The sequence below is a fragment of the Leucobacter coleopterorum genome, from assembly GCF_011382985.1.
GTDB classification, from domain to species: Bacteria; Actinomycetota; Actinomycetes; order Actinomycetales; family Microbacteriaceae; genus Leucobacter; species Leucobacter coleopterorum.
Window position 1 is genome coordinate 1,715,715 of the sequence record NZ_CP049933.1, and the last position, 24,670, is coordinate 1,740,384.

The following is a 24,670-nucleotide window of genomic DNA, read 5'->3' on the forward strand; positions in this document are numbered from 1 at the left end:
CAATCATGAGCTATCCACTTGAACTCCTGCAGGCGATTCTGCAGACCGCCCTCTCCCCCGTCACGGCCGCGTTTGTGCTCGCCGCCATCGGCCTCAATATCCACTTCGGGTTCACCGGCCTCATGAACATGGGCCAGGCCGGCTTCATGCTGATTGGTGGCTACGGCTTCGTGATCTCAGTCATGGCCGGGATTGGGTTCTTCCCCGCGATTCTCATCTCAATCATCGCGTCAATGCTGTTTGCTTTGCTGCTCGGGATCCCAACCCTGAAACTGCGCGGCGATTACCTGGCGATCGTCACCATCGGTGCTGCCGAGATCGTGCGTATGGTCGCACGACTCGCGAACCTTTCGACTATCACGGGCGGCCCGAGCGGCATTCAAAGCCCGAAATTCCGCGTCGAGTTCAACGCCCTTTCTCCCCTGCCTGAAGGACGCACAGACCTGTTTGGGCTTGGGATCCTCGACTACAACAACACCGGGGTCGACGACTGGTGGTCTCGCATTGTGGCTTGGTCGCTCGTTGCCCTCTTTTTGCTAGTGACCTGGCTGCTCATGCGCAGCCCCTGGGGTCGTGTACTCAAGGGCATCCGCGAAGACGAGGACGCCGTGCGCAGCCTCGGCAAGAGCACCTTCTCGTACAAGATGCAGGCGCTCATGATCGGTGGTGTGATGGGCGGTTTTGGCGGCATCATCATGGCCATGCCCGCGGCGATCAACCCGGACGGCATGGGACGCGCGACAACGTTTAACCTCTGGATGATCATGCTGCTCGGCGGCGCGGCCACCATTTTCGGACCGCTGCTCGGCTCGATCCTCTTTTTTGTCGTGCGTCTCGTCATATCCAGTCTTGCAACAGAGTACGTGCCCTCGACCATTTTGAGCGCACAGCAGACCGAGATCGTCTCGTGGATCCTCATTGGTCTCATGCTGATGCTGCTCGTCATATTTAGACCGCAAGGCATACTCGGGAACAAAAAGGAGCTGTCGTTCAATGTCTAGCATTTCGGAATCAGCACAGCAGACCATTCCCGGCTACCCTTATGACCGCGAGGCACTGCGTGATACGCTGCGCACGCTCGATCAGACACCGGGCGTATCAAAACCCGATCCGATCCTCACCGTCGATAACATCGAACGCAAGTTCGGTGGCATGACGGCCGTTGACGTGAAGCACCTCGAGGTGCAGCGCGGCGCCATCACCGCGCTTATCGGCCCAAATGGCGCGGGCAAAACGACGTTCTTCAACCTGCTAACGGGGTTTGATAAGCCGTCGAAAACAAAAGGTGCTCCTCTCGCGCAGTGGTCTTTTGAAGGAGTAAGCCTCGGTCGCACCAACGCAACGAAGGTTGCGCGCGCTGGCATGATCCGAACCTTCCAGCTCACCAAGGCGCTGAGTCGCATGACGGTGCTTGAGAACATGCTCGTCGGAGCTCGGGATCAGCCGGGTGAGAACCTGTTTGTCGGACTCATTAAACCGCTCTGGATCAAACGCGAGCGCGAAAATATCGAGCGCGCTGAAGACCTGCTGCGCCGCTTTAAACTCGACGCAAAGCGTGATGACATGGCGGGCAGCCTCTCGGGCGGCCAGAAGAAGCTGCTCGAGATGGCACGCGCACTCATGGCGAATCCATCGATGATCATGCTTGATGAGCCCATGGCCGGTGTGAACCCCGCGCTCACGCAGAGTCTGCTCGACCACATTCAAATGCTGCGCGATGAGGGAACCACCGTGCTTTTTGTGGAGCACGACATGCACATGGTGCGACATATCTCCGACTGGGTTGTGGTGATGGCCCAGGGCCAGCTAATCGCGGAGGGACTACCCGAGGACGTGATGGGCAGCGAGGCTGTTGTTGACGCCTATCTGGGGCTCACCACGATCGGGATCTGGGTGACGACGACATGCTCACAACCGGGCTTATGCGGGCGATCGAGACGGAGATCGCTGAAGAAGAGGCGCAGGACGATGCGGAGGAAGCGCGATGACCGAGACGACCGACATTGTGATGCGCGCGGATCACCTCGACGCGGGGTATCTGCCGGGCATCAATATTCTCAACGATTGCTCGCTCGAAGCGCGCCGTGGTGAACTCGTTGGCATTATCGGCCCCAACGGCGCCGGCAAGTCGACACTCTTGAAGGCGCTTTTTGGCCTCGTCAACATTCGCAGTGGTCGAGTGTTGCTTGAGGATCGCGACGTCACCGGCCTCAAGACAAACGAGTTCGTGCGCGCTGGTGTGGGCTTCGTGCCGCAGACCAACAACGTGTTCCCCTCACTGACCATCGAAGAGAATCTGCAGATGGGACTCTTTCTGAAGCCTAAGGAATTTGCAGAACGCGCGGCCGAGATGTGGGATCTGTTTCCCATGCTCGCGGATCGCCGTAGGCAGCTCGCCGGATCACTCTCGGGCGGTGAACGTCAATCGGTAGCCATGGCGCGCGCCCTCATGATGAAGCCGAGTGTGCTGCTGCTCGACGAGCCAAGCGCCGGCCTCTCCCCCGTGCGACAGGACGAGACCTTTATTCGTACGCGCCAGATCAACAAGACGGGTGTCACGATCATCATGGTCGAGCAGAACGCTCGCCGCTGCCTGCAAATATGTGATCGCGCCTACGTGCTTGACCAAGGCACCAACGCGTACGAGGGTCCGGGACGTGAACTCGCGAACGACCCCAGGGTCATTGAGCTCTACCTTGGCACCCTCGCACAAGACGTAGAGGCAAAAGCGAAGGATTAGTTAGGCTCCGCAAAGAACTCAAAACCAAGCTTCACGATGAGGGCCGCAACGATAATGAGGAACAGCACTCGCACAAACCCTGCGCCCTTCTTGATCGCCATTCGGGATCCGAGATAGCTACCCGCAATGTTTGCGGCCCCCATCACGAGCCCGAGTGGCCACAGAACGGCACCGAGTGGGATAAACAGCAGGAGGGCACCAAGGTTCGTTGCGAAGTTCACGATCTTTGCCTGCGCACTCGCCATCAGAAAGTCGTAGCCAAGTACCCCGACTAGCGTGATAATCAAGAAGGTACCGGTACCCGGGCCTATGAGTCCGTCATAGAAGCCGATGGCTGCACCCGCCACACCGGCGATCGCCACGTGTTTTACGCCGTGGTACTTCAGTTTGGTGACGGCTCCCAGTGAGGGTTTACAGATCGTCACAAGCGCAACACCAACCAGCGCGATCAAGATGATCGGTTTGAACACCACAGGCGGCAAAAAAGCCGCAAGTGATGCGCCGCTAGTGGCCGCGACCAAGGCGATTCCAGCCATTGGAAGTACCGTTCTCAGGCTAGGACGCACACTCCGGTAATAGCTCAAGCTGCTCGTTGCTGTTCCAAACACAGAGGCAAGCTTGTTCGTCGCGAGCGCCTGCAGCGGTGTAATCCCGGGCACCAGCAGCAGCGCGGGCAGTTGCAACATACCGCCTCCACCCACGACGGCATCGATCCAACCGGCAGCGAAGGCCGCGAGCACTATGAGGGCGATGCCCTGCCAGTCAAGACCTTCGGGGCAAACTGAAACGAAGCGAAATACGAACTCAAACGGAGTGACTTTCGGTGGGAGCAGCGAGGCTAGGGAATCAGGCCTAGGTTACCCCGCTACTCCCGGTCTTGCACCGAGATAACCTCGGTAATCGTTCCTTCTGCGTGCAGGCGAGGATCTCCAGGTTCGACCGGCGCGGGGTCCGCGTGAGAGCCGCGCGTGCCGAGCGCCCGGTTACTCCGGCGGAGCCTCAGTTCAAGCATGCGAGCGATGCCCGACAGAATCAGGCACATTACAACGTAGATGCCGCCAATAACAAACGCCGACTGCAGCAGAGGTTGCTGGAACTGGGCGTTGCTGCTCAGCTGCTTTGCTAAGTACAACAGTTCGGGGTAGGTAATGATGAACCCAAGCGCGGTGTCTTTCATGGTGACCACAAGCTGCGCCACGATCACGGGCAACATGACTCGCACCGCCTGTGGAAGAAGAATCAGCCTCATGACACCACTCTTGCGCAAGCCAATCGCGTAGCCGGCCTCCTTTTGGCCACGCGGCAGAGACTCGATACCTGCCCGAAGGGTTTCCGCGAGCACCGAGCCGTTGTACAAAACGAGCGCAATAACGACAGCCCAGTACGGGTCCATCTTTACCCCCACCGAGGGCAAGCCGTAGTAAAGAAGCATCATCATGACGAGAACCGGCACCGCACGGAAGAGTTCAGTCACCGTGGTAATCGGCGCACGAACCCAGCGGTGCTCCGAAAGTCGTCCGATCGCCAGCGCAAACCCAACTACCAGACTCAGAATGGCCGCAAGACCAAACGCAGCAAGCGTCTTGCCGAGCGCCACGAGGATCTGGTTCCACACCGCGGAGTAGGTGAAGATGCCCCACTTCGCGGCAGAAAATTGGCCTGAGAGGGCGAAGCGATACACAATAAAACCGATAACCGCGGCAACCACAATGACCGTGGCGACCGCAATGAGGCGGTTTCGCACGATTGCCCGGGGCCGGGCACGTCATACAGAACTGAGGTGCTCATCGCACGATCCTCCACTTCTTTTCAAGACTGTGCTGCACAGCGCTGAGCAGCAGCACCAGCACAACAAAGACCACGGCAACCAGCAGAAGCACTTCCATCGGGTTGCCGGGACGGCCACCCGAGTCGTTGACGGTTGCGCGCAACGCGGCAAGCTCCGATACGGAGAAACCGGCAGCGATCGTCGTGTTTTTGAGCAGTGCAATAAATACGCTCATCATGGGTGGCACCACTGAGCGGAAGGCCTGCGGAAGCACGATCAGGGTCATGACCTGACCGAATGGTAGACCAATCGCTCGGGCGGCCTCGGCCTGCCCCACTGGCACGGTGTTGATGCCGGCACGCAGCACCTCCGCCACGTAGGTAGCAGTGTAGATGCCAATGGCGATGATTCCGAGCACCATTGGGCTCAGCCGAGGCAGCCCGAGTGCGGGGTAACCAAGCACAAAAAAGAAGAAGACGAGAGTGAGCGGGGTGTTGCGAATGATGTTCACGTACACCGTGCCGACACCTCGGGCGATCGGCACGGGCGAAACCCGCATTGCGCCAATAATCATCCCCAAAATGAGCGCAAATACACCGCCGCCCACAAAGACGATCAGGGTGTTCTGAATCGCGGTTCCCCAGAGATCCAGGTTTCCGAAGATGACGTCCATTCGTCTGCCTTCTGTGCTGTGGGAGTTCGGGGCGGCCATGCCACCCCGAACTCTAGGGAATTAGTAAGCGTTGACCTTCGGCTGGTCAACCGTGATGCCGGAGCCGCCAAGGTTCTTGTCGAAAATCTTGGTCCAGATGTCGCCGCCGTCAGTCAGGAGTTCGTTGATGTGAGCGCGAAGTGCATCGTCGCCCTTCGGCAGGCCGATGCCGTACTCTTCCTTTGTAAGGAGTGGTCCGGTCGTCACCATCAGGTTGTCAGGATCCTGCGCCGCGTATCCGATCAGAATTGCCTGGTCGGTCGTCACCGCATCAACCTGGCCATTCTTGAGGTTCTCAACACAGGCAGAGTAAAGGTCGAACTCCTGAGTCTTGATCTCGGGGAAGTTCTCCTTGATGTTCTGAATGGGCGTCGAGCCGGTCGCAGAACACACCGTCTTACCTTTGAGCTCCTCAAGCGACTGGTAGTCAGGGCTACCCTTCTTCACGAGGAGGCCCTGTCCGGTGACGAAGTACGGGCCAGCAAAGTCGACGTCTTTCTTGCGCTTGTCGTTAATGGAGTACGTGCCGACGTAGTAGTCGATGTCACCATTCACAATCGCCTGCTCACGGTTTGCGGAGGCAATCGCCTTGTACTCGATCTTGTCCTCGTCGAATCCGAGCGAGGCAGCAACCCAGCGAGCAATGTCAACATCGAAGCCGCTTCGCTCCTGCGTGACGTTGTCAAAGTACCCAAGGTTGGGCTGGTCTTCCTTGACACCAATGATCACTTTGTCGCGCTTCTTCATCGCGTCAAAAGTCGGGCTGCCCTCAAGGGTTACGCTCTCGGCTACCGTCCACGGGTTCTTGCTGTCGGCGGATGAACCGCCGTCAGCGGAATCTGACGGGCTGCCGCTTGTGCAGCCGGTCAGGGCAAGAGCGGCGGCGCTCACGAGGCCAATGGTTGCAAAAACTTTCTTGAAGCGCATAAGCGATTCCCTTCGGTTGGGTTCGGGTGCCCAAACGGGCACCCGCGGGCTAGCTAGTGGGTGATGAGTTTGGAGAGGAAGTCGCGAGCACGGTCCGTCTGTGGGTTGGTGAAGAAGTCCTCCGGAGCGCCCGTCTCGAGAATCTTCCCATCGGCCATAAACACGACTCGATCTGCAGCCTTACGAGCGAAGCCCATCTCGTGTGTCACGACAACCATGGTCATACCTTCTTTTGCCAGGCCAACCATTACGTCAAGCACCTCGTTGATCATCTCGGGGTCGAGTGCGCTCGTCGGCTCGTCAAACAGCATTACCTTAGGCTGCATGGCGAGGGCGCGAGCAATCGCAACACGCTGCTGTTGCCCACCGGACAACTGGGCGGGAAGCTTGTCCGCTTGCTTCTCAATGCCAACACGCGCGAGGATCTGCAGGGCTTCCCTCTTTGCATCGGCCTTCGAGTAACCCAGCACCTTGATCGGTCCGAGCGTCACATTCTCAAGAATCGTGAGGTGTGCAAAGAGGTTGAAGGACTGGAACACCATTCCAACCTCAGCTCGCAAATGCGCCAGTTTCTTACCCTCGGACGGCAGTTCAGTGCCGTCGATGCGGATCGAGCCGCTCGTAATGGTCTCTAGCCTGTTGATGGAGCGACACAGCGTTGATTTGCCTGATCCCGAAGGACCAATGACAACAACCACCTCGCCCCGTTCGACCGAAAGATTGATATCGGTCAGTGCCTGAAACTCGCCGTAGTGCTTCTGCACGTTTTCAACGACAACCAGTGGATCGCTCGCACTCATCCCTGTTCCACCTTTGGATCACGACCTCGAACGAGCGCGAACTGCGCTGCCTCGGCACACCATTTAACTCACTGGGCTACTCAGGCAAGTTTGCTCACCGTCGAACCCTTCTGCTTCACGGTATCGAGGTGACCCATTGGAACGCACGGGCGTTGAGGATATCTTGAGATTGACCTTGAGTAAATCTTGAGGTTCGGCGCTATTGCCGGTTCAAGAACCGTCCCTGCTTCGCACGTAGTATTTCTGGGCACCCGGATGCAGCGGAACAGGGGAAGTAAAAATGGCTTGTCTTCGGTCGAGCAACGCAACGGCCGGGACCGTGTTCGAAACCCGAGCACTCGATTCAAAGAGCACTTTCGTAGCCTCGTACACCAGCTCTTTCGGCACCTTCGATGAGGTCACTAGGTAGTTCGGCACCATCATTGTTTCCACGCTGCCTGAGGTGTTGTAAGCACCAAGAGGCAGGTCAGAAACCCGGTAGACGCTGGATCGCCCAAGGTCCATGCGCTCGACGGTTTCGGGTCCGATCGGAATCATGCGAAGTGGAGTTGTTTGTGAGAGTACTTCGATTCCGGGAGTGGGCACACCACCGACCCAGAAGAACGCATCTATTTGTCCCTGCTCAAGCGCGGCAACGGAGCCGTGCAAGCCGAACTCCCGGCGCTCGTAACTATCCTCTGCAACCCCGGCGGCCGAGAGTACCCGGTCAGCGATCACCATTACACCGGAGTTAGTTTCTCCCACTGAGACACGAAGCCCAACTAGGTCAGAGACTTGGGTCGCCTTCGACGTGGCAGGAACAACCAGCTGAACGTACTCGTCATACACGCGCGCCACCGCGTTGATGGGCAGGGGGTTCTTAAACGCACCGACACCCGCAACGGCATCAGCTGCAGTATCTGCCTGAGCAAAACCGAGCATCGCTTCTCCGCGTCCGACTCGCAACAGGTTGTCGACGGATCCCCCGGTCTCTTCAGCCACAATGTCGAAGCCTGCGGCGCGCATCTGCTCGGCGAGACCAGAGCTGTAGGCGTAATAGATTCCCGTGGAGGCCCCTCCCGCAATCACCTGGGGGCCAGCGCTCTGGGCAACGCTGCCGCAGCCACCAAGCGCGAAACCTGCAAGGAGCACTATCCAGAGGCTTGCCACAGCTCGCGCGCGCAGTCTAGCCCGCAGGCCTTGAAATCGCTGAGGACTACGCACCCGACACCCCCGAAGTATCAACTGCCGCACCTCGGTGAGGGTTTTCCATGGGCAAGCAGAGCGACACCTTGAGCCCGCCACCCTCGGGCGATTCGAGCACGATTCTCCCCCGAGCGAATCCATCAGGTCGGATGCAATCGCGAGTCCGAGACCCGAGCCCACCAAGTTTTGGTCGAGTGAGCTGCGCCAAAAACGGTCTGTCGCATGCTCGAGCTGTTCTGCGCTGAGGCCGCGCCCTCGATCACGAACCGTGACGAGCTGTTCGCCGTCATGTTCAGTGACGAATATTTCAACAGCAGTGCCCGCGGGCGCAAACTTGAGGGCGTTGTCGATAATCGCGTCAAGTGCGCTCTCTACTCCGGTGCGGTCAGTAACGCTCAGCCTCACTGGCCCTTCGGTGGCGCGCACCACGACACCTTGTTCCTCCCCACGATCCTGCCATGCCGCCGCGCGCTCGACCACCATCTCTTGCAGGTCTACCGCGGCAAAAGTGGAGTCCGTCTTGCCCACCCGGGCGACGTTCAGCAGTGTGTCCAAGATGCGCGACATGCGCTTACCCTCTTCGCGAGTGCGTTCAACGTCTTCGTCCCAGCCTTCTTCAAGGCCGGTCGCGAGGTACTCCACTCGCAGCAGCAGCGCACCGAGGGGGTTGCGTAGTTCATGGGACGCATTCAGCACAAACTCCTGCTGCCGGGTCATGACTCGCTCGATCTCTTCGGCCATCTGATTAAACATACGAACCATGCGTTGCACCTCGGGAGGGCCGGTATCGCCCACAATCCTCGCTCCCATCTCGCCACTCTCGATGGCCGCCATAGCTGTGTCCACCCGACGCAGGGGCTTGAGCACCCAACTCGCGAGTCGATACACGGCCCAGATAAGCAGCGCGACACAAAGCGCTCCCCCGAGCAAGAGTGCGGCCCACTGCGTAAAAATAGCCCGTTGAGAGGCTTCGACCCCGGAGGAGATCCTCACGGCACCGATGACACTGTTGTCATCGAACACTGGCTCAACGATCACGGTTTCACTGATGTTCCAGGGCAACACTGCTTCCACAGGATCACCCCGCCGCCCCGAAAGCGCAAGCCGAACCTGTTCTGCGTCTTCATCGTGACCGTCGACTTCACCGGTGCTCACCCAGGGCGTACCCGAGCGATCATAAATAACGATCTGCGTGTCGTAGAGTGAGCCAAATCTGCGCAGTTCGCTCTCAATGAGGTTCGGGTCCTCTGCCCGAAGTGCCTGCCTTGCACCCGGCACAAAATAGCTGAGATCGCCGAGCAACTGCGCGGTCGTGTGCTGTTGTACGCTCCTCGCAGCGCTCCAGCCGTATGCGCCGCAGAGTACGAGCAGAATGAGTATCGCGGGCAGAAGGAAGACCACAACGAGGCGTCGACGCACCGCTAGGCACCCATCAGTCGGTATCCGACACCACGCACAGTCACAATGAGATCGGGGCGGTTGAGCTTACGCCGAATAGAGGCGACGTGCACCTCGAGTGAGCGGCTAAAACCCGACCAGTCGGTCTCCCACACCTCACGAATAATGCGATCGCGCGGGGTCGTGACCCCCGGGTAACGCGAGAGCACGGCAAGAATGTCAAACTCCTTCGGAGTGAGCTCAACCGGCAGTCCGTCGGCGTGAATCAAACGGGCCGTGAGATCAATAGAAACACCGTCAATCTCGACAGCGGTTTGTTCGACCAGCGTGATTGGAGCGGTGCGCGTTCGCCTCGTCACCGCTTCGATGCGGGCGATCAGTTCGCGCACATCGTATGGCTTCACCACAAAATCGTCGGCTCCGGCTTGCAGGCCCTTGATACGAGCTTCGACGTTGCTGCGGGCAGTGGCGATGAGGATCGGCACCCCGCTGATGCCGCGAATGCGCCGACACACGTCGAGCCCATCCATATCTGGAAGGCCGAGGTCGAGGATCACGGCCTCAGTATCTGGACCAACCGCTGCGACAGCGGATACACCATCACCAACCTGGCGAGTGGTATAGCCCTCACGGCGAAGGTACGCACTCAGGGCATCGGCCATCCGAGCGTCATCCTCAACAATCAAAATCTGCATTACCACTCACCTCCTTGACGCTTCGAATTCATTCAGTAAACACAATAGCGAGCCGCAGGACCTATCTTGAATCCCGCGGCTCGCCAGTATCGAGTGGATTAACCCTCGATCTCACCAACCGCGACCGGGTTGTTCTTGTTGTCGTACTTGTACAGGCCAATGAGCGCGGTCGAAGGCTCGTTGTCCTTGTTCAGGGGTCCACCACCGGCCTGACCCTTGTAGTGGATCTTCTTGCCGTCCTTAATCAACGCGGCGCAAGCCTTGAAGGTGTCGCACTCGTCGCCACCCTCACTTCCCGAAACCGAGTGCAGGTTCGCAACGATGGTCTCGGTGTCGGTGGCGCCACCCTGCTCAGCAGCGAGGGCCACCAGCACAACAGCGTCATAGGCTTCAGGAGCAAAGTTCAGGCTCTTGCTCACGTCGGGCGAGGCCTTCTCAAGTGCCGCCTTAAACTCCTTGTCGGCGATACGACCTGGGGTCGTTGCCTGTGCACCCTCAAGCAGACCTGCATCAAACTCGGGGTACGGCACCGCGTTGCCATCAACGAGGTAGAGCTTCGACAGATCGAAACCCTGCGCTGCGAGCTCGGGGATCGCCTGCTTTGCCTCGACGTAGCTCACCATGGCGACAGCGTCGGGCTTTGTAGCGAGAGCAGCGGTGACCTCAGACGCAAACGCGGTCTGTGCCTCGGGGAACTCTTCGCCTTTACCCTTGGCACCGTAGGTAACTTCTGCCCCGCCATCTTCGAGCGTGGTCTGCAGGTTGTCGCGCAGGCCCTTGCCGTAGTCATTGTTCTGAGTGAGCACGGCGACCTTGGCGTTGCCGTCTTTAAGAATGAGGTTGCCGAGGGCACGACCCTGAATGATGTCTGAAGCGATGGTGCGGAAGTAGAGCTTGTTGATTCCCGCGAGGGCGATGCCGGTGTTCGAGGGTGATCCCATCAGAATCCCAGCCTCAGTCAGCTTCGGCATGGCCGCATTGGTGTTGCCGGTTCCCATGGCACCCAGCACAAAGGCTGGTTTGGCCTTGATGATCTCGTCAACACTCTTTGCCATGATGGTGGGGTCGGTGGGGTCATGCTCGTTTGCCTCGACAACGACCTCAACGTCTTTGCCCAGCACGCCCCCGGCATCGTTGATCTCTGACAACGCCAGCTTCACAGCCGCCTGAGGTCCGTAGATCAGGTGCTCAAGTGAGCCCGTCTGTGGAAGCAGCGTGCCGATGCGAAGTGCCTCGCTGCTGCCCTCGGACTTTGTGTCTTTTGAATCACCGGAATCGGAGGTGCTACTGCAGCCCGACAGCACAAGCGCTGCGCTCGCGAGGAGCGCAAGTGCGCCAACTGCTTTTTTGGAGGTGGCCTTCATTGGCAACTGCCTTTCGTCATCGAAACGCCCAACTTTTGGGACTTGAAGAAGAGCCTAACGTTCTCGGTAGGTATCACCACATTCCACAGAGCGCTGAGATGAATTCGTTAGCTTTCAGCAGCACAACGAGTTACGAAGCCATACAAGAAGGAGGCAGACTACTCCTCGCGCCCTATTCGCTGACCCACAACAGCTGAGATGCCATCCTGCCGCATGGAGACCCCGTAGAGCGCATCGGCGATCTCCATCGTGCGCTTCTGATGGGTAATCATGATGAGCTGCGAATTCTCGCGCAGGCGCTCAAAAACCTGCAGCAGGCGACCCAGGTTTGCGTCGTCAAGCGCCGCCTCGACCTCGTCGACAATGTAAAACGGGCTGGGCCTCGCTTGGAAGATCGCCATCAGCCAAGCGACGGCCGCGAGCGAGCGCTCACCGCCCGAGAGCAACGACATACGCTCAACCTTTTTGCCCGCGGGTTTCACGACCATCTCGATACCGGTGTTGAGCAGGTCATCAGGGTTACTCAGCATGATCTCGCCGGATCCTCCCGGAAACAGGATCGGAAAGACCTCAGCGAAAGCGACCCTCGTGTCTTCGAACGCTGCCCCAAAAATACCCTGCATCTTCTCGTCGAGCTCTTCGATGATCGACATGAGGTCGGTGCGGGTTTTGCTGAGATCTTTCAGCTGATCAGAGAGAAAGAGGTGTCGCTGCTCAAGCGCTGAGAACTCCTCGAGAGCAAGCGGGTTAATGCGTCCGAGCTCGGTAAGTCGCTTCTCTGCGCGCGCAAGGCGACGTTCTTGCTCGGCGCGCACAAAAGGTGTGGCCTCGGGCTCTGCGTCACTAGAATCTGCCTCTTCGGTGCGAGGCACCGGGATCGGTTGATCAGGACCAAACTCCGCGATGAGTACGTCTTCGACGAGGCCGAGCTCATTGCCGGATCGCTCCAGCAGTGCAGACAACTGCAACTTGCGCTCGTAGCTCTTCAACTCCGCACCGTGCACACGCTCGGTGAGTGATCCTAATTTCTGCCGTAGCTCAGACTCTTCGGAGCGCAGCAGTGTCAGCTCCTGGCTGTGCCTGGCACGCTCTTGTTCGGCGCGCTGTTGCTGCAGCCGGGCTTCTGTGAGCGAACGGTCGCAAGCATCAAGGATCGCGGGTAGCAAATCGGCAACGCGCTCCGCCTGCGCAACCTGCCGCGCACGAAGCACCGCCCTACGCGCGGCTTCCTCAGCTGCTTGTTGGTCCGCCTCGTATTGCTCAGCGAGTGTCTCGCAGCGGGCCTGCGCAGCGCGGGCCCGCTCACGGGCGGTTTCGAGGGAGAGACGCAGTTCGACCTCGGTGGCACGAGCCTTTTCAAGTTCTTCAAAGACCCCCTCGCGGGAACCAGCGTCGAGTATCGGTCGCGGCGAAGCTTCGGCCTCAGCGTATGCCTGCGCCGCCGCTTCAGCCTCGCGAGTTGCCTCGCCCGCCGACTCAGCTACCGATTGCAGAGCCTGACGCACACGATCCGCTTCGGCACGCGCAGCCTCGGCACGGGCCGTCAACCGATGGCGCTCTTTAGCAATCTCTGCGAGTTGCGCATCGGCCGCCCGCAGGTCAGCGTAGGCGCGTTGCCCAGCTTCCTTCGCCTGAGCGGCAGCGACGCGCAACTCGGCGAGTGTTGCTTCCGTCTCAATGATCTTCTCCGCGACAACATCGCGGCGATCCCGCGCTTGCTCTAGTTCAGCATTGAGTTCGATGCGTGAGGGAGCAAGGGTTGATCCCCCACTCAACGTGTGCGGGGTGAGCACATCGCCACTGCTCGTAACCACAGTAAAGTCGATGCTCGTCTCACGCAGCTCCCCAGCAGCATCGAGCGCCGCCGCGAGGTCTTTGGCAATATATGCGCTCGCAAGAAGCCCGCGCACCCCATCGGGGGCATCCTCGATGACGTCGCCGGCCCGGACCGCATGGGTAATCTTGGGTGTGTCAATTGTGGATCCGGCCGCGGCCACGACAGCTCGCAGTCTGCCGAGGTCCTGCTCTCGTGCTGCCTCCACCGCAGCCTCAGCGTCCTGCGCCGTGTCGGCGAGCAGGGCATCCGCGAACGCGCCTAACGCTGCACCAACCGCAGCTTCATAGCCCTCTACCACCCGCACTCGGTCGGAAACCCGCCCACTAATGCCACTGGGGGTGTTGGCAAGAAGCGCCGCCGACGCATCCCGCTGATCGAGCGAACGAGTGAGGGCGCTAACGCGAGCCTCAAGTCCGGCGCGCTCCTGCTCAAGCTCATGCAGTTGCTCTCGAGCTTCGTCGCGCTGTTGCTCAGCAGCCGCCTGGGTTTCTTGCGCGGCACGGTAGTTGTCGTCGAGCCCGGCTTCGGGCAAAGTCTCAACCTCTGCCTGCTCAGTAAAATCTGCCAGTTCTTCGTCGGCTTCTTCAGCGCGCTGAGTTGCTTGAGCGACCGCTTGCTCACGACGAGAGATCTCTTGAGCGACCGTGTCGCGCTTCTGCACCGCGGTCTCCCTGCGACCACGCAACTGCGAAAGCCGCAGGTCATGCTTTGAGACAAGGGCGCTTTGCGCCGCGATATGTTCGTCGATCGCGTCGAGCGACTGCTGCGCCCTGCGGGTCACATCACCCGCCTGTTGCCAGCGCGTCTCGACCTCGGGAATAAGCGCCTCGAGTCGTTTCGCCTCGACTTTGGCCTCGTCGACCGTGGCGTGACTCGTGCGGTTTGTGTGTTCGGGTGCCTCTGCCTGAGTTGCAAGGAAGGTGAGTCGCTGCTGCGTCTGGGAGTAGAGACCGCGAAGTTTCGCCTGCGCGGATTCAAGGCCGATGGTCACGCGACGCGCGGCATCGAGCTCGTCACTCTGCTGATCCTGTTCGAGTCGTTGGATGCGCAGCTGCTTCTGCTCAACCTGCTCCTGCAGCACGATGCGCTCTGAGTGCCGTTCTGATTCGTCGCGTGCGAGCTCATCGAGTTCGGCCCTTAACCGCGCCACGTCGTCTGCGAGCAGGCGGGCCTTCGCATCACGCACCTCGGCAGCAATACCTTGCGCGGCGCGGGCAACCTCGGCCTGGCGACCAAGCGGCTTGAGCTGGCGCCTGATCTCGCCCGCAAGGTCGTTGAGGCGCGTGAGGTTGGTCTCCATCGCTTCGAGCTTGCGAAGTGTGCGCTCTTTACGACGACGGTGTTTGAGAATGCCGGCTGCCTCTTCAATGAAGCCCCGTCGATCCTCCGGGGTCGCACGCAGCACTCTGTCGAGCTGCCCCTGGCCAACGATCACGTGCATCTCGCGGCCAAGGCCGGAGTCACTGAGCAGTTCTTGGACGTCGAGCAGACGGCTGTTCTCACCGTTGATGGCGTACTCACTCGAACCGTTACGGAAGAGTGTGCGGCTGATCGTCACCTCGGCGTACTCAATTGGCAGGGCGCCGTCACTGTTGTCGATCGTGAGCTTCACCTCGGCGCGACCCAGCGGACCACGGGTTGACGTGCCCGCAAAAATAACGTCTTCCATCTTGCCGCCGCGCAGAGTTTTGGCCCCCTGCTCCCCCATCACCCAGGCGAGTGCGTCGACAACATTAGATTTGCCAGAGCCGTTGGGTCCGACAATCGCGGTAACACCCGGTTCAAACTGAAAAGTTGTCGGCTGTGCGAAAGACTTGAAGCCCTTGAGCGTGAGGCTCTTGAGGTGCACGCCGCCTCCTTCTTTTCTTCACGGTCTGCAGGATGAATGCCCCTCGCAAGATTACCGGATTGCGGGCAATGTCACGCCTAAGCGCGGAGGATTGACAGAATGGGTGAATGCCCGTTGAAACTCCACGCCTGATCCTGCGCGAAATGACCCAGCATGATCGCCCCCAGCTCAGTGCGATTCTGCAAGACGAAGAAACCATGGCCGCGTACGAGGGGGCGTTCGACGACACAATGGTCGACGTTTGGCTCGAGCGCATGCTCACGCGCTATCAGGAGGATGGGTTTGGGCTCTGGGCCGTCGTTCTTCGGGAGACCGGCGAAATGATCGGCCAGTGTGGACTCACCAGACAGCACATCATGAATGAGGACGTGATCGAGGTGGGCTACCTATTCAATCGATCATTCTGGCATCAGGGATTTGCCATTGAAGCAGCATCCGCTTGTCGCGACTACGCCTTTGAATCGCTAACAATCGACCGACTCTACGCTCAGATCCGCGACACCAACATTGCCTCAATGAACGTCGCAATTCGACTGGGCATGACTGTTCGTGGTCGGTTTGTGAAGCACTACCGAGGTGTAGACATGCCTCACCTCGCGTTTGCCCTCGATCGGTTTGCGTGAAAATCTGCCATACCCACACGTAATCATTTGCGCTAGAATTATGTACATGACCGTACTGTCGCTAGCCGATGCGCGCGCCAGCCTCTCGCGCATAGTTAAGTCCGCCTCGACCACCCATGAGCGTTTCGAAGTAACGCGCAACGGGCGTCGGGTAGCCGTATTGCTTGGTGCCGATGACTACGACGCCCTCTTAGAAACAATCGACATCTTGAGCAATCCTCGTGAGATCGAACTCATTTATGAAGGGATCACTGACTTCAACACGGACAACGTTTCCTCCCCGAGGAAGTTCGTGAGGCTCTCGCTGCTCGAGTGCGACTTTCTGCATGAATCAAACCCATGAAGTAGTTTTTTCTCGGACCGCTCGCCGGGCCCTTGAAATCGAGTTGCCCGAGAAAGTGGCCACTGCCGCTTTCGAATTCACCATGGGAGCGCTTCGAGAGAACCCCCGCAGACTCGGTAAGCCGCTTCGCGAACCACTGGCACCCTTGTACTCGGCCAGGCGCGGCGAGTACCGCGTGATCTATCGAATTATTGATCACCGTCTAGTCATTGAAGTGGTGTCAATCGCGCACCGCAAAATCGCCTATCAGCGGAAGTAAATTACAGGGTGTAGCCCACCGGAATCATGCTGCCGTCGGGCGCGCGCAGGCCAAACCCGAGGGCACGATCGGCGGCGACGTGCACAAACCAAGCGAGCCCCGCAAGTGCGAGCTGCCACAGACCGTCACTGAAGCCACCGGTGAGAAAAAACAGCAGGATCCCGAGCCCAAGCAAAACGACCGGCATGGTCATGTTGTGCAGGGAATTGTAGAGCCGCACGTAGTTGGGCTTCATGCGCCCCTTTTCGGCGAACGCGCCGATCAGTGAGAGATCGGGCGCGAGCAGAAACACAACGGCGACGATCGCCGCGGGCCAGCCCCACGAAATACAGCTGAGCAGAAGAACGCCCGCCCAAACGAAGGCGCTCATGCCCCAGGTGACCCGCAAAATATTCATGCACTCAGCCTATTGGCTGAGCGCTATCAATTCAGACCTGCAGAAGCTACGCGAGCACCGCAAAGGCACGGGACTGTGCTGCTTGGGTGCGAGAAGCCTGAGGGTTCAGCCCGGTACACCAGCTCGGATACACCCGAAAACCACGTTTGCCGGGCTTCGTCGCGGAGCTCGTGATTCCGAGTTCCTCAAGATGGGCGGCGCTGAAGCGGAAAACACCGAACTGGTCGCCGTCTTCGACAAACAGCAGCAGCCCCGCTTCTGCTTCCTCTCGAGCAAACGGGCGGGTCTCTCCATTTTCATCTCGCTTCCACACCGCCACAAACGCACCCGGCTTTGTGGGTGTTACCCGGGCCGTGCGAATGCGCCACTGCTCGCCGTTCATTGCCACAAGACCAGATTCGTATTCACCCCGCTGTTCCTCAGGCCACGGCCCCTCGTAACTCGAGATGTGTTCGGTAGCGAGCTTCAGATAGCGAGCAAAAGCGGTGAACGGCATCGGATCAGCTTAGAGCTTGATAGCTCAGCAGTCGATTCCGAGTGTTGCGAAGTGTTCTTTGCCGAGGGTCGTGACTTTCAAAGACCGGTCCCCGCTTCGACGTTGCAGCCAACCCACTTGCAGCATTGCAGTGAGCAGCCCCGCCCCCAGTTTTCCGGCGAGGTGTGGCCTGCGCTCCGTCCAGTCCATGCATCCCCTTACTTCGGGTCGCTTGCCTGCAGCAAGGTGGAGTGCGATCCCCAGCCCTGCTTCAAGATGATCCAATGCAATCAACTGTAAGGATCCGTCGCGCTCGATCACCCACTCTCGTTCGCGCGCAAGATCCGCGATCGCAATGCCCAAACGCCCCGCGAGGTGGTCGTAACAGGTGCGTGCCTCGCGCAGCGCAGCCCTCTGCGTGTGTTTGGTGAGAGAGGTGACCGCGGGTTGTGCAGAGAGCCTGAGCAGTCCTTCGACCACCTCTGCCACCTCGGGTGTTGCGATCGTCACGAGGCGGGTTCTTCCGCGCGACAACACCGACACCAGTCTGGCGTCGAGCAGTCGTGCCACGTGTGAGCTCACGGTTGATGGCGAGAGACCGAGCCGTGCGGCGAGAGCACCCGCCGGAAGAGGTGTGCCTTCGAGAAGCTCCTGCAATATGCGAAGCCTTGTCGGTTCGGCGAGAGCCGCGCCAACCTCGCTCAAACTCGGTCGCTCTGTCACGCGAGTGCCGCCTCTGCGGCAGGCACGTCTGCAACCAGCAGAATCTTTCGATTGTCGTGATCACTGTACTGGCCCTCGAGTTGCACACCCGCGTCGGCGAGTTTTGTCATCATCCACCCCAGAGCACCAGGCACGTCTGCATCGAGTTCGGCGATCACCACGTCCCGCTGAAGAGCGCCCCCGATCCCGGCTGCGGTGAGCGCGCTCAGAGCCGCGTCCCCATCTTCAACCAGGTAGTGGGCGACACCAGACCACATTCCGCCGCCCTCCAACCCAACGCCCGCTTCACCGAGCACTCGGGCGAGTCTCGCCAGCGAATGCGCGCCATTCGGCGCGGGGACCGCGATGTCTTTCATACGATCACCGCCACAGTCGTGTGTATGTTCACGGTGGCCTTGAGTGTGTTGGCGATAAAACACTGCTCGTGGGCACTCTCCATAAGCCTCAGAACCTCTTGCTCGTCTGCGCTCTTCACAGTGACCTTAATGTTCAAGTCAATCTCGGTGATCTGCGTTGACACTCCGGTTTCGGGCATCACAGCCCGAGCGTTGTCTTCGTAGTGCACGACGTCTAGTTTGGCGAGTGCGGCAAGTGCCAGGAATGACAGCATCTGGCACGAGCTGGCTGCGGCGAGCAGCAGTTGTTCGGGGTTTGGAAGGGCAGGGTCGCCGAGGAACGCCGGATCCGCGCTGGCCCTGAGTGTGTTCCCAGCAACCACCAGTTCGTGGTTGCGGTCGTAGCCACGGTAACCGCTGCCCGTGCTGCCGCTCCAGCGCAGCTGAGTTTCGTAGTTGTGTTGTTTCATGGCCCCAGCCTACGAGTTTGTTGTTTCGATGGGGGTCGAAATATGGATACCTCTGCCCGCATACGAAAGCGGGGATCAGCCGCAGCCAATCCCCGCTTCACACCAGCAAAACTCGTTAGAACTGGTTCATCGTGTTGTCTTTGCCACCGGCCTTGAGCGCGGCGTCACCAGCGAAGTATTCCTTGTGGTTGTCTCCGATGTCGCTGCCTGCCATGTTCTGGTGCTTGACGGTCGCGATCCCCTCGCGAATCTCGCGGCGCTGCACGTCGCGAACGTAGGCGAGCATGCCCTCATCACCGAAGTAGCCCTTGGCAAGGTTGTCGGTTGACAGCGCGGCCGTGTGGTACGTCGGCAGTGTGATGAGGTGGTGGAAGATCCCGGCGCGTGCCGATCCATCAGCTTGAAAGGTGCGGATCATTTCGTCGGCGATCTGTGCCAGCTCGGTGGTGTCGTAGTCCACACTCATCAGCTTGTCGCGGTCGTAGGCCGAAACGTCTTTGCCCTGCTCTGCGAGCTTGTCGTAGGCCTGCTGGCGGAAGTTGAGGGTCCAGTTGAACGACGGGCTGTTGTTGTACACAAGCTTTGCGTTCGGGACGACCTCACGAATGCGATCCACCATGCCCGCAATCTGAGCAACGTGCGGCTTCTCGGTTTCGATCCACAGCAGATCGGCGCCGTTCTGCAGCGACGTGATGCAGTCGAGCACGCAGCGATCCTCACCGGTGCCTGAGCGGAACTGGAACAGGTTGCTCGCAAGACGCTTCGGCCGCAGCAGCTTGCCGTCGCGCTTGATCACGACGTCGCCATTGCCGAGTTCAGCCTCAGAGATCTCCTCGACGTCAAGGAAGGAGTTGTACTGATCCCCCAGGTCTCCGGGTGTCTGGCTCACGGCGATCTTCTGGGTCAGGCCTGCCCCGAGTGAGTCCGTGCGGGCGACAATTATGCCGTTGTCGATGCCGAGTTCAAGGAACGCGTAGCGCACGGCGGCGATCTTCGCGAGGAAGTCCTCGTGCGGCACGGTTACCTTGCCGTCCTGGTGTCCGCACTGCTTCTCGTCTGAAACCTGATTTTCGATCTGGATGGCGCACGCACCGGCCTCGATCATCTTCTTCGCGAGCAGGTAGGTTGCCTCGGGGTTGCCGAAGCCAGCATCGATATCGGCGATGATCGGCACGATGTGGGTCTCGAAGTTGTCGATCTGCGACTGCACAAACTCAACCGCGGTCTCGTCGCCCGCGCGGCGGGCCTCGTCGAGCTGTGTGAAGAGCAGGTCGAGTTCGCGCGCGTCTGCCTGACGAAGAAAGGTGTAGAGCTCCTCGATGAGCGCGGGCACCGAGGTCTTCTCGTGCATGGACTGATCGGGCAGCGGGCCGAACTCTGAGCGGAGCGCCGCAACCATCCAACCCGAGAGGTAGAGGTAGCGCTTGTTAGTGGACTTCAGGTGCTTCTTGATCGAGATCAGCTTCTGCTGCCCGATGAAGCCGTGCCAAACCCCGAGTGACTGCGTGTAGACCGAGGAATCGTTGTCGTACTCTTCCATGTCACGGCGCATGATATCGGCGGTGTACTGAGCAATCTCGAGCCCGGTCTTGAAGCGGTTCTGCGTGCGCATACGGGCGACATGCTCGGGGTTGATGCGAGCCCAGCTCGAGCCGTACTCGGCCTTGACTGCTTCGACAGCTTCGATGTCATCCTGATATGCGGTCATGGTGTCCCTCTTTCGTAGTAGCGATTCGGCCACGTTCGTTGTGACCAATCGGTGGCTACTTCTCACTCTGCACCCGATTCAACCCCCATACCTGCGATTTCAGGCGTGAAATATTTGTGTTTTTCTACTAGTCAGAAATACCCCAACACTCAAACTCGGGGCAAAAGTTGCACTTCAACAACTAGAGTGGGGCCATGCGAGCAAGACTCTGGGCGGGAGCTCTCGGCGTCACCGCGGCCGCCGCGGTGCTCGCCACCGCCGAACTCTGCGCTGTCTTCGTCAGCCCTCAGTCGTCTCCCGTGTTTGCGATGGGGTCTCTCGCAATCGATCTCGCACCACTCTGGGTGAAAGAGACGATGATCTCGCTGTTTGGCACCGGAGACAAGGCGGCCCTCTTTGTCATACTCGGAATCGTGCTGCTCGCCGTGGCCACAGTCGCGGGCATTGTCGAGATGAAACGGCGCCACTCCGGCGTCATAGTAACCGTTGTCGTATCGCTGCTCGCCCTACTGGCGGTTCTCACACGAGCGGAGGCCACTGCGATGTGGGCACTCCCAACGTTGCTTGGCATGGCACTCGGGATCTTCGTGATGCTTCGTGGGCGGCGACTGTTAGCGGACTGGATCGAGGCAGCCGGATCCCGAACCGCAGCGATCGATCCTGGCGATGCCGCACCTTCGATCGCCACATCCCCTTCGCGCCGTAGCTTCGTTAAGTTCGTTGCGCTCACGTCCGCGGCCGCGGTGGTGGTTGGGATCGGATCACGACTCATGAACGCGGGCTCGGCGGCCGTGTCTGCCGCCCGTTCGGCGATCAAACTACCAAAACCGGCGCTCGCCGCACCACCCGTTCCCGCGGGAGCCGAACTCAATGTGCCGGGCATCACTCCCCTGTTCACGCCCAACGACGAGTTCTACCGCATAGATATCGCCCTCCAGGTGCCCCGCATCGACCCTGCGGACTGGGAGCTCAGGATCACGGGCCTGGTTGATCACCCATTCTCGATCACCTACGACGAGTTGCTTGCGTTGCCCCTCGAAGAGCACGTAACCACCATCGCCTGCGTTTCAAACGAGGTTGGTGGAGACCTGATTGGCAACGCAACCTGGTTGGGTTATCCGATTCGAGATCTGCTCGCCAAGGCGGGTCCGGCGGCAGACGCAGACATGGTGTTGTCTTCGGGGCCCGATGGGTTCACCGCGGGCACCCCACTTGAGACGCTGACCGATCCGAAGCGCGCCGCGATCCTCGCCGTTGGCATGAACGGTGAGCCACTGCCAACCGAGCACGGCTTCCCCGCACGCATGATCGTGCCAGGGCTGTTTGGGTACGTGTCTGCGACCAAGTGGATAACCACAATGGAGGTGACCCGGTTTGCTGATGCGGAGGGGTACTGGACACCCCGCGGTTGGTCTGCACTTGGCCCGGTAAAGACCGCGGCGCGGATCGACACACCCCGTCCTTCGCAGCGCGTAGGGTCCGGTACCGCAACCATCGCGGGTGTCGCCTGGGCTCAGCACACCGGCATCAAGCGGGTTGAGGTGCAGATTGACGAGGGTGAATGGCAGGAGGCGACCCTTGCGACCGCCCTCTCCGACGACACCTGGGTGCAGTGGAGTTTGCCTTGGAACACAGAACCAGGATCACACACCGCCCGCGTACGAGCCACCGACAAGTCGGGTAAGACTCAGACGGAGACGCAGGCTCCTCCAGCACCCGATGGTGCTACTGGTTGGCATACTGTGTCGTTTACGGTGTAGCGGGCGCGTTGACTCCCGAAGATACGCTACACATAGTTGAGCTTGAGCACCATGCCACGAACGAAAGGGACACGTTGACCTTCTCAATCCAAGAACGTAATAATCTCGCGGAGAGCGTTGTGTCCGCACGCTTCGCCATCACAAAGTTTAGGACCGGTTACGATCTAAACGAGGTCGACGACTTTCTCGACACCGTAGTCCGACAGTTGAGGGAGGAGCCTCATGTCGACGCCATCGTAAATACCATCTCAGCCGCGACATTTAGGCAAACTAAATGGCGTGACGGTTACACCATTGAGCAGGTTGACGGATTTCTAGCTGAACTGGCCGGGACCCTGCGGGCTCGGCAAGATCCTGACCCCGGGTATTCGATCTGAGCCGTAAAGAATGTTGTCGGCGAACTTCAACCTCCCCATTCGCAGAATCGAGGAGCATGTTCTCTCCTCAGCACCAAGGAACGAATGGCCCGCGACGATGCCTGCCGTTCGCGAGATCCTCACCAACGGTTTGGATTTCTCGCCGCTTACAGTGTTTGTGGGAGAAAACGGTTCGGGCAAGTCGACCATCGTCGAAGCGATTGCAGGTGCTTTTGGACTCAACGTTGAGGGCGGAACACACAACGCAATGCACCGCACCCAGCAAACGGAGTCGGGGCTCGAGGATCATCTTCAGTTGATTCGCGGTGCCGGTGCATCAAAGAAGGGGGTGTTCCTGAGGGCAGAAACCATGCACGGGCATTTTGCGTACCAGTCTGAAGTTAACGCAGGGCGTCACAACTTTCAGAGCCACGGAGAGTCCTTCATCGAGTTCTTTACAGCACGTGCAGGCATTCGAGGGCTCTGGATTTTTGATGAGGCCGAGTCAGCTCTCTCGTTCAACGGGTGCCTCACACTCCTCACGCAGATCAAGGACCTCCTCGAGAGCGGATCGCAGGTCATCATGTCGACGCACTCGCCGATCCTCGCTTCCCTGCCGCAGGCCACAATCTTCGAACTCAGCGCTGTGGGGATTCAGCACAGAAACTACGACGAGCTCGACCTGGTTCAGAACTGGAAGTTATTTCTCGATGCGCCCGAGCGGTTCCTTCGGCACCTTGGGTAGCGAGACTAACCAACTCAAAGGGATCGGGCGATATCGAACAGCCGCGATGCGACATGGTGAAATCGCTCAGCAGAGTCATCTTTCCACTTCCATGAGCGCCAGAGGTTGTTACGTGCAACATGACCTCCTAGACAAACGGACTATTGCTCATAGCAGTGGCGAACCTCCTGCTAGTGCAGACACCGAGGAATGACTCAACCCACGATCCAATCGGACCGAAATAGTAGGGTGCAAGTCGGAGCGCACCTGGATAGTAGGAGAAGGAATCTCTTGAGTGTCGCGGTCCTTTACGGGTATGGATCGACCGAGGCGTTTACTCGAGCGCTCCGCTTATCCTTCAAGGCCCCAATCCGCACGTCCAGGCTCACATCGCTTCCCTCCCCGTCTCCGAGCACACTCGGTCGAAAAAGAAGAGCAACAGCGAGCCGACGGGCCTGCTGCAGGTCAGTGCCGGAGGATCTCAATGTCGTCGAGGTGCCCGCGGGTGAGTGGGTGGTGTCCCGTGTCGAGGGCGACTATCCCGCAACTCTCCAAGAGGCCTGGGCGGCCACTGCAGCGGATTGGTTCCCCTCGACCCCCCCTGGCGATTGCGACCCGGTCCGTCAATTGTTGAGATGCTGGATCGTGCCGTTGATTTCAGCACGGCCAGCTGCGACCTGCGGCTTCCGGTGGAACGAGACTGAAAGCCGAATCTTTAGGACCAGCACCGTTAGGCCCTCATTTGTAAAAGCCCTCGCGCAGATTAATGCCGTGTTCCAGCCAGGCCTTGAGTGCGGTAAGCATGCCGGTCCACCCCTCGCAGTTGCCGAACGCGGCTTTAGCGCCCTCGGGAGTCAACTGCCAAGAGGATTCGGTGATCGTGACCAGCGTCCGAGAGTCACCGTCAATGGGCGCAAACTCGAAAACAACCCTGGTCACACCCTTCTCGCTGGTCGTGGCTGCGTTATCCCACTCGATGACAATCCTGTGCGGCGGTTCGTCCTCAATCACGGTGACGGGAAACGCACCGGGAAAATCAGCGAAGTCCCACTGAACTTGCTCCCCAGCTTGCAGTCGTCCGCGAGCCCCGCCGGTGGTGAAGTACCGCGAAAGCTGTTCCGGGTCCGCTACGGCTTCATACACTTCGGCGCGCGGCCGAGCGATACGACCAGAAACGGTGAACGAGAGATCAGGGAGTTCAGGTATTGGATTCATGTTGTAA

The 24,670-nt window shown here is 59.4% G+C and carries 24 protein-coding genes and 2 pseudogenes; 10 read left to right on the top strand and 16 right to left on the bottom strand.

What is annotated here, in order from left to right; translation table 11 throughout:
* Positions 1–5: 5 nt before the first annotated feature.
* The 3 genes and pseudogenes from G7066_RS08040 (at position 6) to G7066_RS08050 (ending at position 2,740) form a co-directional block, all read left to right on the top strand.
* Entirely contained in the window at positions 6–1,001 is a 996-nt protein-coding gene (locus G7066_RS08040; RefSeq protein WP_166330308.1) for a branched-chain amino acid ABC transporter permease, read from the top strand.
* Positions 994–1,988, top strand: a pseudogene (locus G7066_RS08045) (ABC transporter ATP-binding protein). Before G7066_RS08040 ends, G7066_RS08045 begins: the two are co-directional and overlap by 8 nt.
* The gene (locus tag G7066_RS08050) at positions 1,985–2,740 is read left to right on the top strand and encodes an ABC transporter ATP-binding protein (RefSeq protein ID WP_166330310.1); all 756 of its coding nucleotides are present in this window, start codon (positions 1,985–1,987) and stop codon (positions 2,738–2,740) included. The pseudogene G7066_RS08045 and the gene G7066_RS08050 overlap by 4 nt, the downstream one beginning before the upstream one ends.
* Here the strand turns inward: G7066_RS08050 and G7066_RS08055 are convergent.
* From G7066_RS08055 to smc, 9 genes are all read right to left on the bottom strand, one after another.
* The gene (locus tag G7066_RS08055) at positions 2,737–3,492 is read right to left on the bottom strand and encodes a TSUP family transporter (RefSeq protein WP_166331981.1); all 756 of its coding nucleotides are present in this window, start codon (positions 3,490–3,492) and stop codon (positions 2,737–2,739) included. The genes G7066_RS08050 and G7066_RS08055 overlap by 4 nt on opposite strands.
* 113 nt (positions 3,493–3,605) lie before the next feature.
* Positions 3,606–4,484 carry an amino acid ABC transporter permease gene (locus tag G7066_RS08060; RefSeq protein ID WP_341873780.1) on the bottom strand — a complete coding sequence of 293 codons (879 nt, stop codon included), beginning with the start codon at positions 4,482–4,484 and terminating at the stop codon, positions 3,606–3,608.
* Positions 4,485–4,524: 40 nt separating this feature from the next.
* A complete protein-coding gene (locus tag G7066_RS08065; protein ID WP_166330312.1) occupies positions 4,525–5,181 on the bottom strand; it encodes an amino acid ABC transporter permease in 657 nt (218 codons plus the stop codon).
* A 60-nt stretch (positions 5,182–5,241) separates the two neighbouring features.
* On the bottom strand, positions 5,242–6,147 hold the full coding sequence (locus tag G7066_RS08070) for a glutamate ABC transporter substrate-binding protein (RefSeq protein ID WP_166330314.1): 906 nt from the start codon (positions 6,145–6,147) through the stop codon (positions 5,242–5,244).
* A gap of 53 nt (positions 6,148–6,200) precedes the next feature.
* Positions 6,201–6,947, bottom strand: coding sequence for an amino acid ABC transporter ATP-binding protein (locus tag G7066_RS08075; protein WP_166330316.1), 747 nt, complete (start codon positions 6,945–6,947; stop codon positions 6,201–6,203).
* 210 nt (positions 6,948–7,157) lie between these two features.
* Positions 7,158–9,551: a TAXI family TRAP transporter solute-binding subunit gene (locus G7066_RS15995; protein ID WP_244302823.1), complete on the bottom strand. Its 2,394-nt coding sequence runs from the start codon at positions 9,549–9,551 to the stop codon at positions 7,158–7,160.
* A gap of 2 nt (positions 9,552–9,553) precedes the next feature.
* Positions 9,554–10,225, bottom strand: a complete 672-nt coding sequence (locus tag G7066_RS08090) for a response regulator transcription factor (RefSeq protein WP_166330318.1) — start codon at positions 10,223–10,225, stop codon at positions 9,554–9,556.
* Between the two features lie 98 nt (positions 10,226–10,323).
* On the bottom strand, positions 10,324–11,589 hold the full coding sequence (locus G7066_RS08095) for an ABC transporter substrate-binding protein (protein ID WP_166330320.1): 1,266 nt from the start codon (positions 11,587–11,589) through the stop codon (positions 10,324–10,326).
* A gap of 158 nt (positions 11,590–11,747) precedes the next feature.
* Positions 11,748–15,275, bottom strand: a complete 3,528-nt coding sequence (gene smc, locus G7066_RS08100) for a chromosome segregation protein SMC (RefSeq protein WP_166330322.1) — start codon at positions 15,273–15,275, stop codon at positions 11,748–11,750.
* Positions 15,276–15,382: 107 nt separating this feature from the next.
* Between smc and G7066_RS08105 the strand changes: the two genes are divergently transcribed.
* From G7066_RS08105 to G7066_RS08115, 3 genes are read left to right on the top strand one after another with little or no spacing between them, the layout of a single operon-like run.
* Positions 15,383–15,898, top strand: coding sequence for a GNAT family N-acetyltransferase (locus G7066_RS08105; RefSeq protein WP_166330324.1), 516 nt, complete (start codon positions 15,383–15,385; stop codon positions 15,896–15,898).
* 46 nt (positions 15,899–15,944) lie between these two features.
* The gene (locus tag G7066_RS08110) at positions 15,945–16,241 is read left to right on the top strand and encodes a type II toxin-antitoxin system Phd/YefM family antitoxin (protein WP_205881402.1); all 297 of its coding nucleotides are present in this window, start codon (positions 15,945–15,947) and stop codon (positions 16,239–16,241) included.
* Entirely contained in the window at positions 16,225–16,500 is a 276-nt protein-coding gene (locus G7066_RS08115; RefSeq protein WP_166330328.1) for a type II toxin-antitoxin system RelE family toxin, read from the top strand. The genes G7066_RS08110 and G7066_RS08115 overlap by 17 nt, the downstream gene beginning before the upstream one ends.
* A 1-nt stretch (position 16,501) precedes the next feature.
* On the opposite strand, the gene G7066_RS08120 is transcribed toward G7066_RS08115, so the two are convergent.
* From G7066_RS08120 to G7066_RS08145, 6 genes are all read right to left on the bottom strand, one after another.
* Positions 16,502–16,897 carry a DUF4260 family protein gene (locus G7066_RS08120; protein ID WP_166330330.1) on the bottom strand — a complete coding sequence of 132 codons (396 nt, stop codon included), beginning with the start codon at positions 16,895–16,897 and terminating at the stop codon, positions 16,502–16,504.
* Positions 16,898–16,943: 46 nt separating this feature from the next.
* A complete protein-coding gene (locus G7066_RS08125) occupies positions 16,944–17,393 on the bottom strand; it encodes a MepB family protein (RefSeq protein ID WP_166330332.1) in 450 nt (149 codons plus the stop codon).
* 24 nt (positions 17,394–17,417) lie between these two features.
* Positions 17,418–18,095, bottom strand: coding sequence for an ArsR/SmtB family transcription factor (locus G7066_RS08130; protein WP_166330334.1), 678 nt, complete (start codon positions 18,093–18,095; stop codon positions 17,418–17,420).
* Positions 18,092–18,451 (bottom strand): amino acid-binding ACT domain-containing protein, encoded by a 360-nt coding sequence (locus tag G7066_RS08135; protein ID WP_166330336.1) that lies wholly within the window; start codon positions 18,449–18,451, stop codon positions 18,092–18,094. The genes G7066_RS08130 and G7066_RS08135 overlap by 4 nt, the downstream gene beginning before the upstream one ends.
* Positions 18,448–18,900: an OsmC family protein gene (locus G7066_RS08140; RefSeq protein ID WP_166330338.1), complete on the bottom strand. Its 453-nt coding sequence runs from the start codon at positions 18,898–18,900 to the stop codon at positions 18,448–18,450. Before G7066_RS08140 ends, G7066_RS08135 begins: the two co-directional genes overlap by 4 nt.
* 115 nt (positions 18,901–19,015) lie before the next feature.
* Positions 19,016–20,608 (bottom strand): isocitrate lyase, encoded by a 1,593-nt coding sequence (locus tag G7066_RS08145; protein ID WP_166330340.1) that lies wholly within the window; start codon positions 20,606–20,608, stop codon positions 19,016–19,018.
* A 194-nt stretch (positions 20,609–20,802) separates the two neighbouring features.
* Here G7066_RS08145 and G7066_RS08150 point away from each other — a divergent pair, with 194 nt between their 5' ends.
* The 4 genes and pseudogenes from G7066_RS08150 to G7066_RS16005 all read left to right on the top strand — a co-directional run.
* Entirely contained in the window at positions 20,803–22,368 is a 1,566-nt protein-coding gene (locus tag G7066_RS08150) for a molybdopterin-dependent oxidoreductase (protein WP_166330342.1), read from the top strand.
* A 119-nt stretch (positions 22,369–22,487) separates the two neighbouring features.
* Positions 22,488–22,745 carry a DivIVA domain-containing protein gene (locus G7066_RS17850; protein ID WP_205881403.1) on the top strand — a complete coding sequence of 86 codons (258 nt, stop codon included), beginning with the start codon at positions 22,488–22,490 and terminating at the stop codon, positions 22,743–22,745.
* Between the two features lie 97 nt (positions 22,746–22,842).
* A complete protein-coding gene (locus G7066_RS08160) occupies positions 22,843–23,469 on the top strand; it encodes an AAA family ATPase (RefSeq protein WP_244302824.1) in 627 nt (208 codons plus the stop codon).
* 308 nt (positions 23,470–23,777) lie between these two features.
* Positions 23,778–24,152, top strand: a pseudogene (locus G7066_RS16005) (GyrI-like domain-containing protein); the annotation flags it as partial.
* A gap of 34 nt (positions 24,153–24,186) precedes the next feature.
* Here the strand turns inward: G7066_RS16005 and G7066_RS08165 are convergent.
* Positions 24,187–24,663, bottom strand: coding sequence for an SRPBCC family protein (locus G7066_RS08165; protein WP_166330346.1), 477 nt, complete (start codon positions 24,661–24,663; stop codon positions 24,187–24,189).
* Positions 24,664–24,670: the final 7 nt, after the last annotated feature.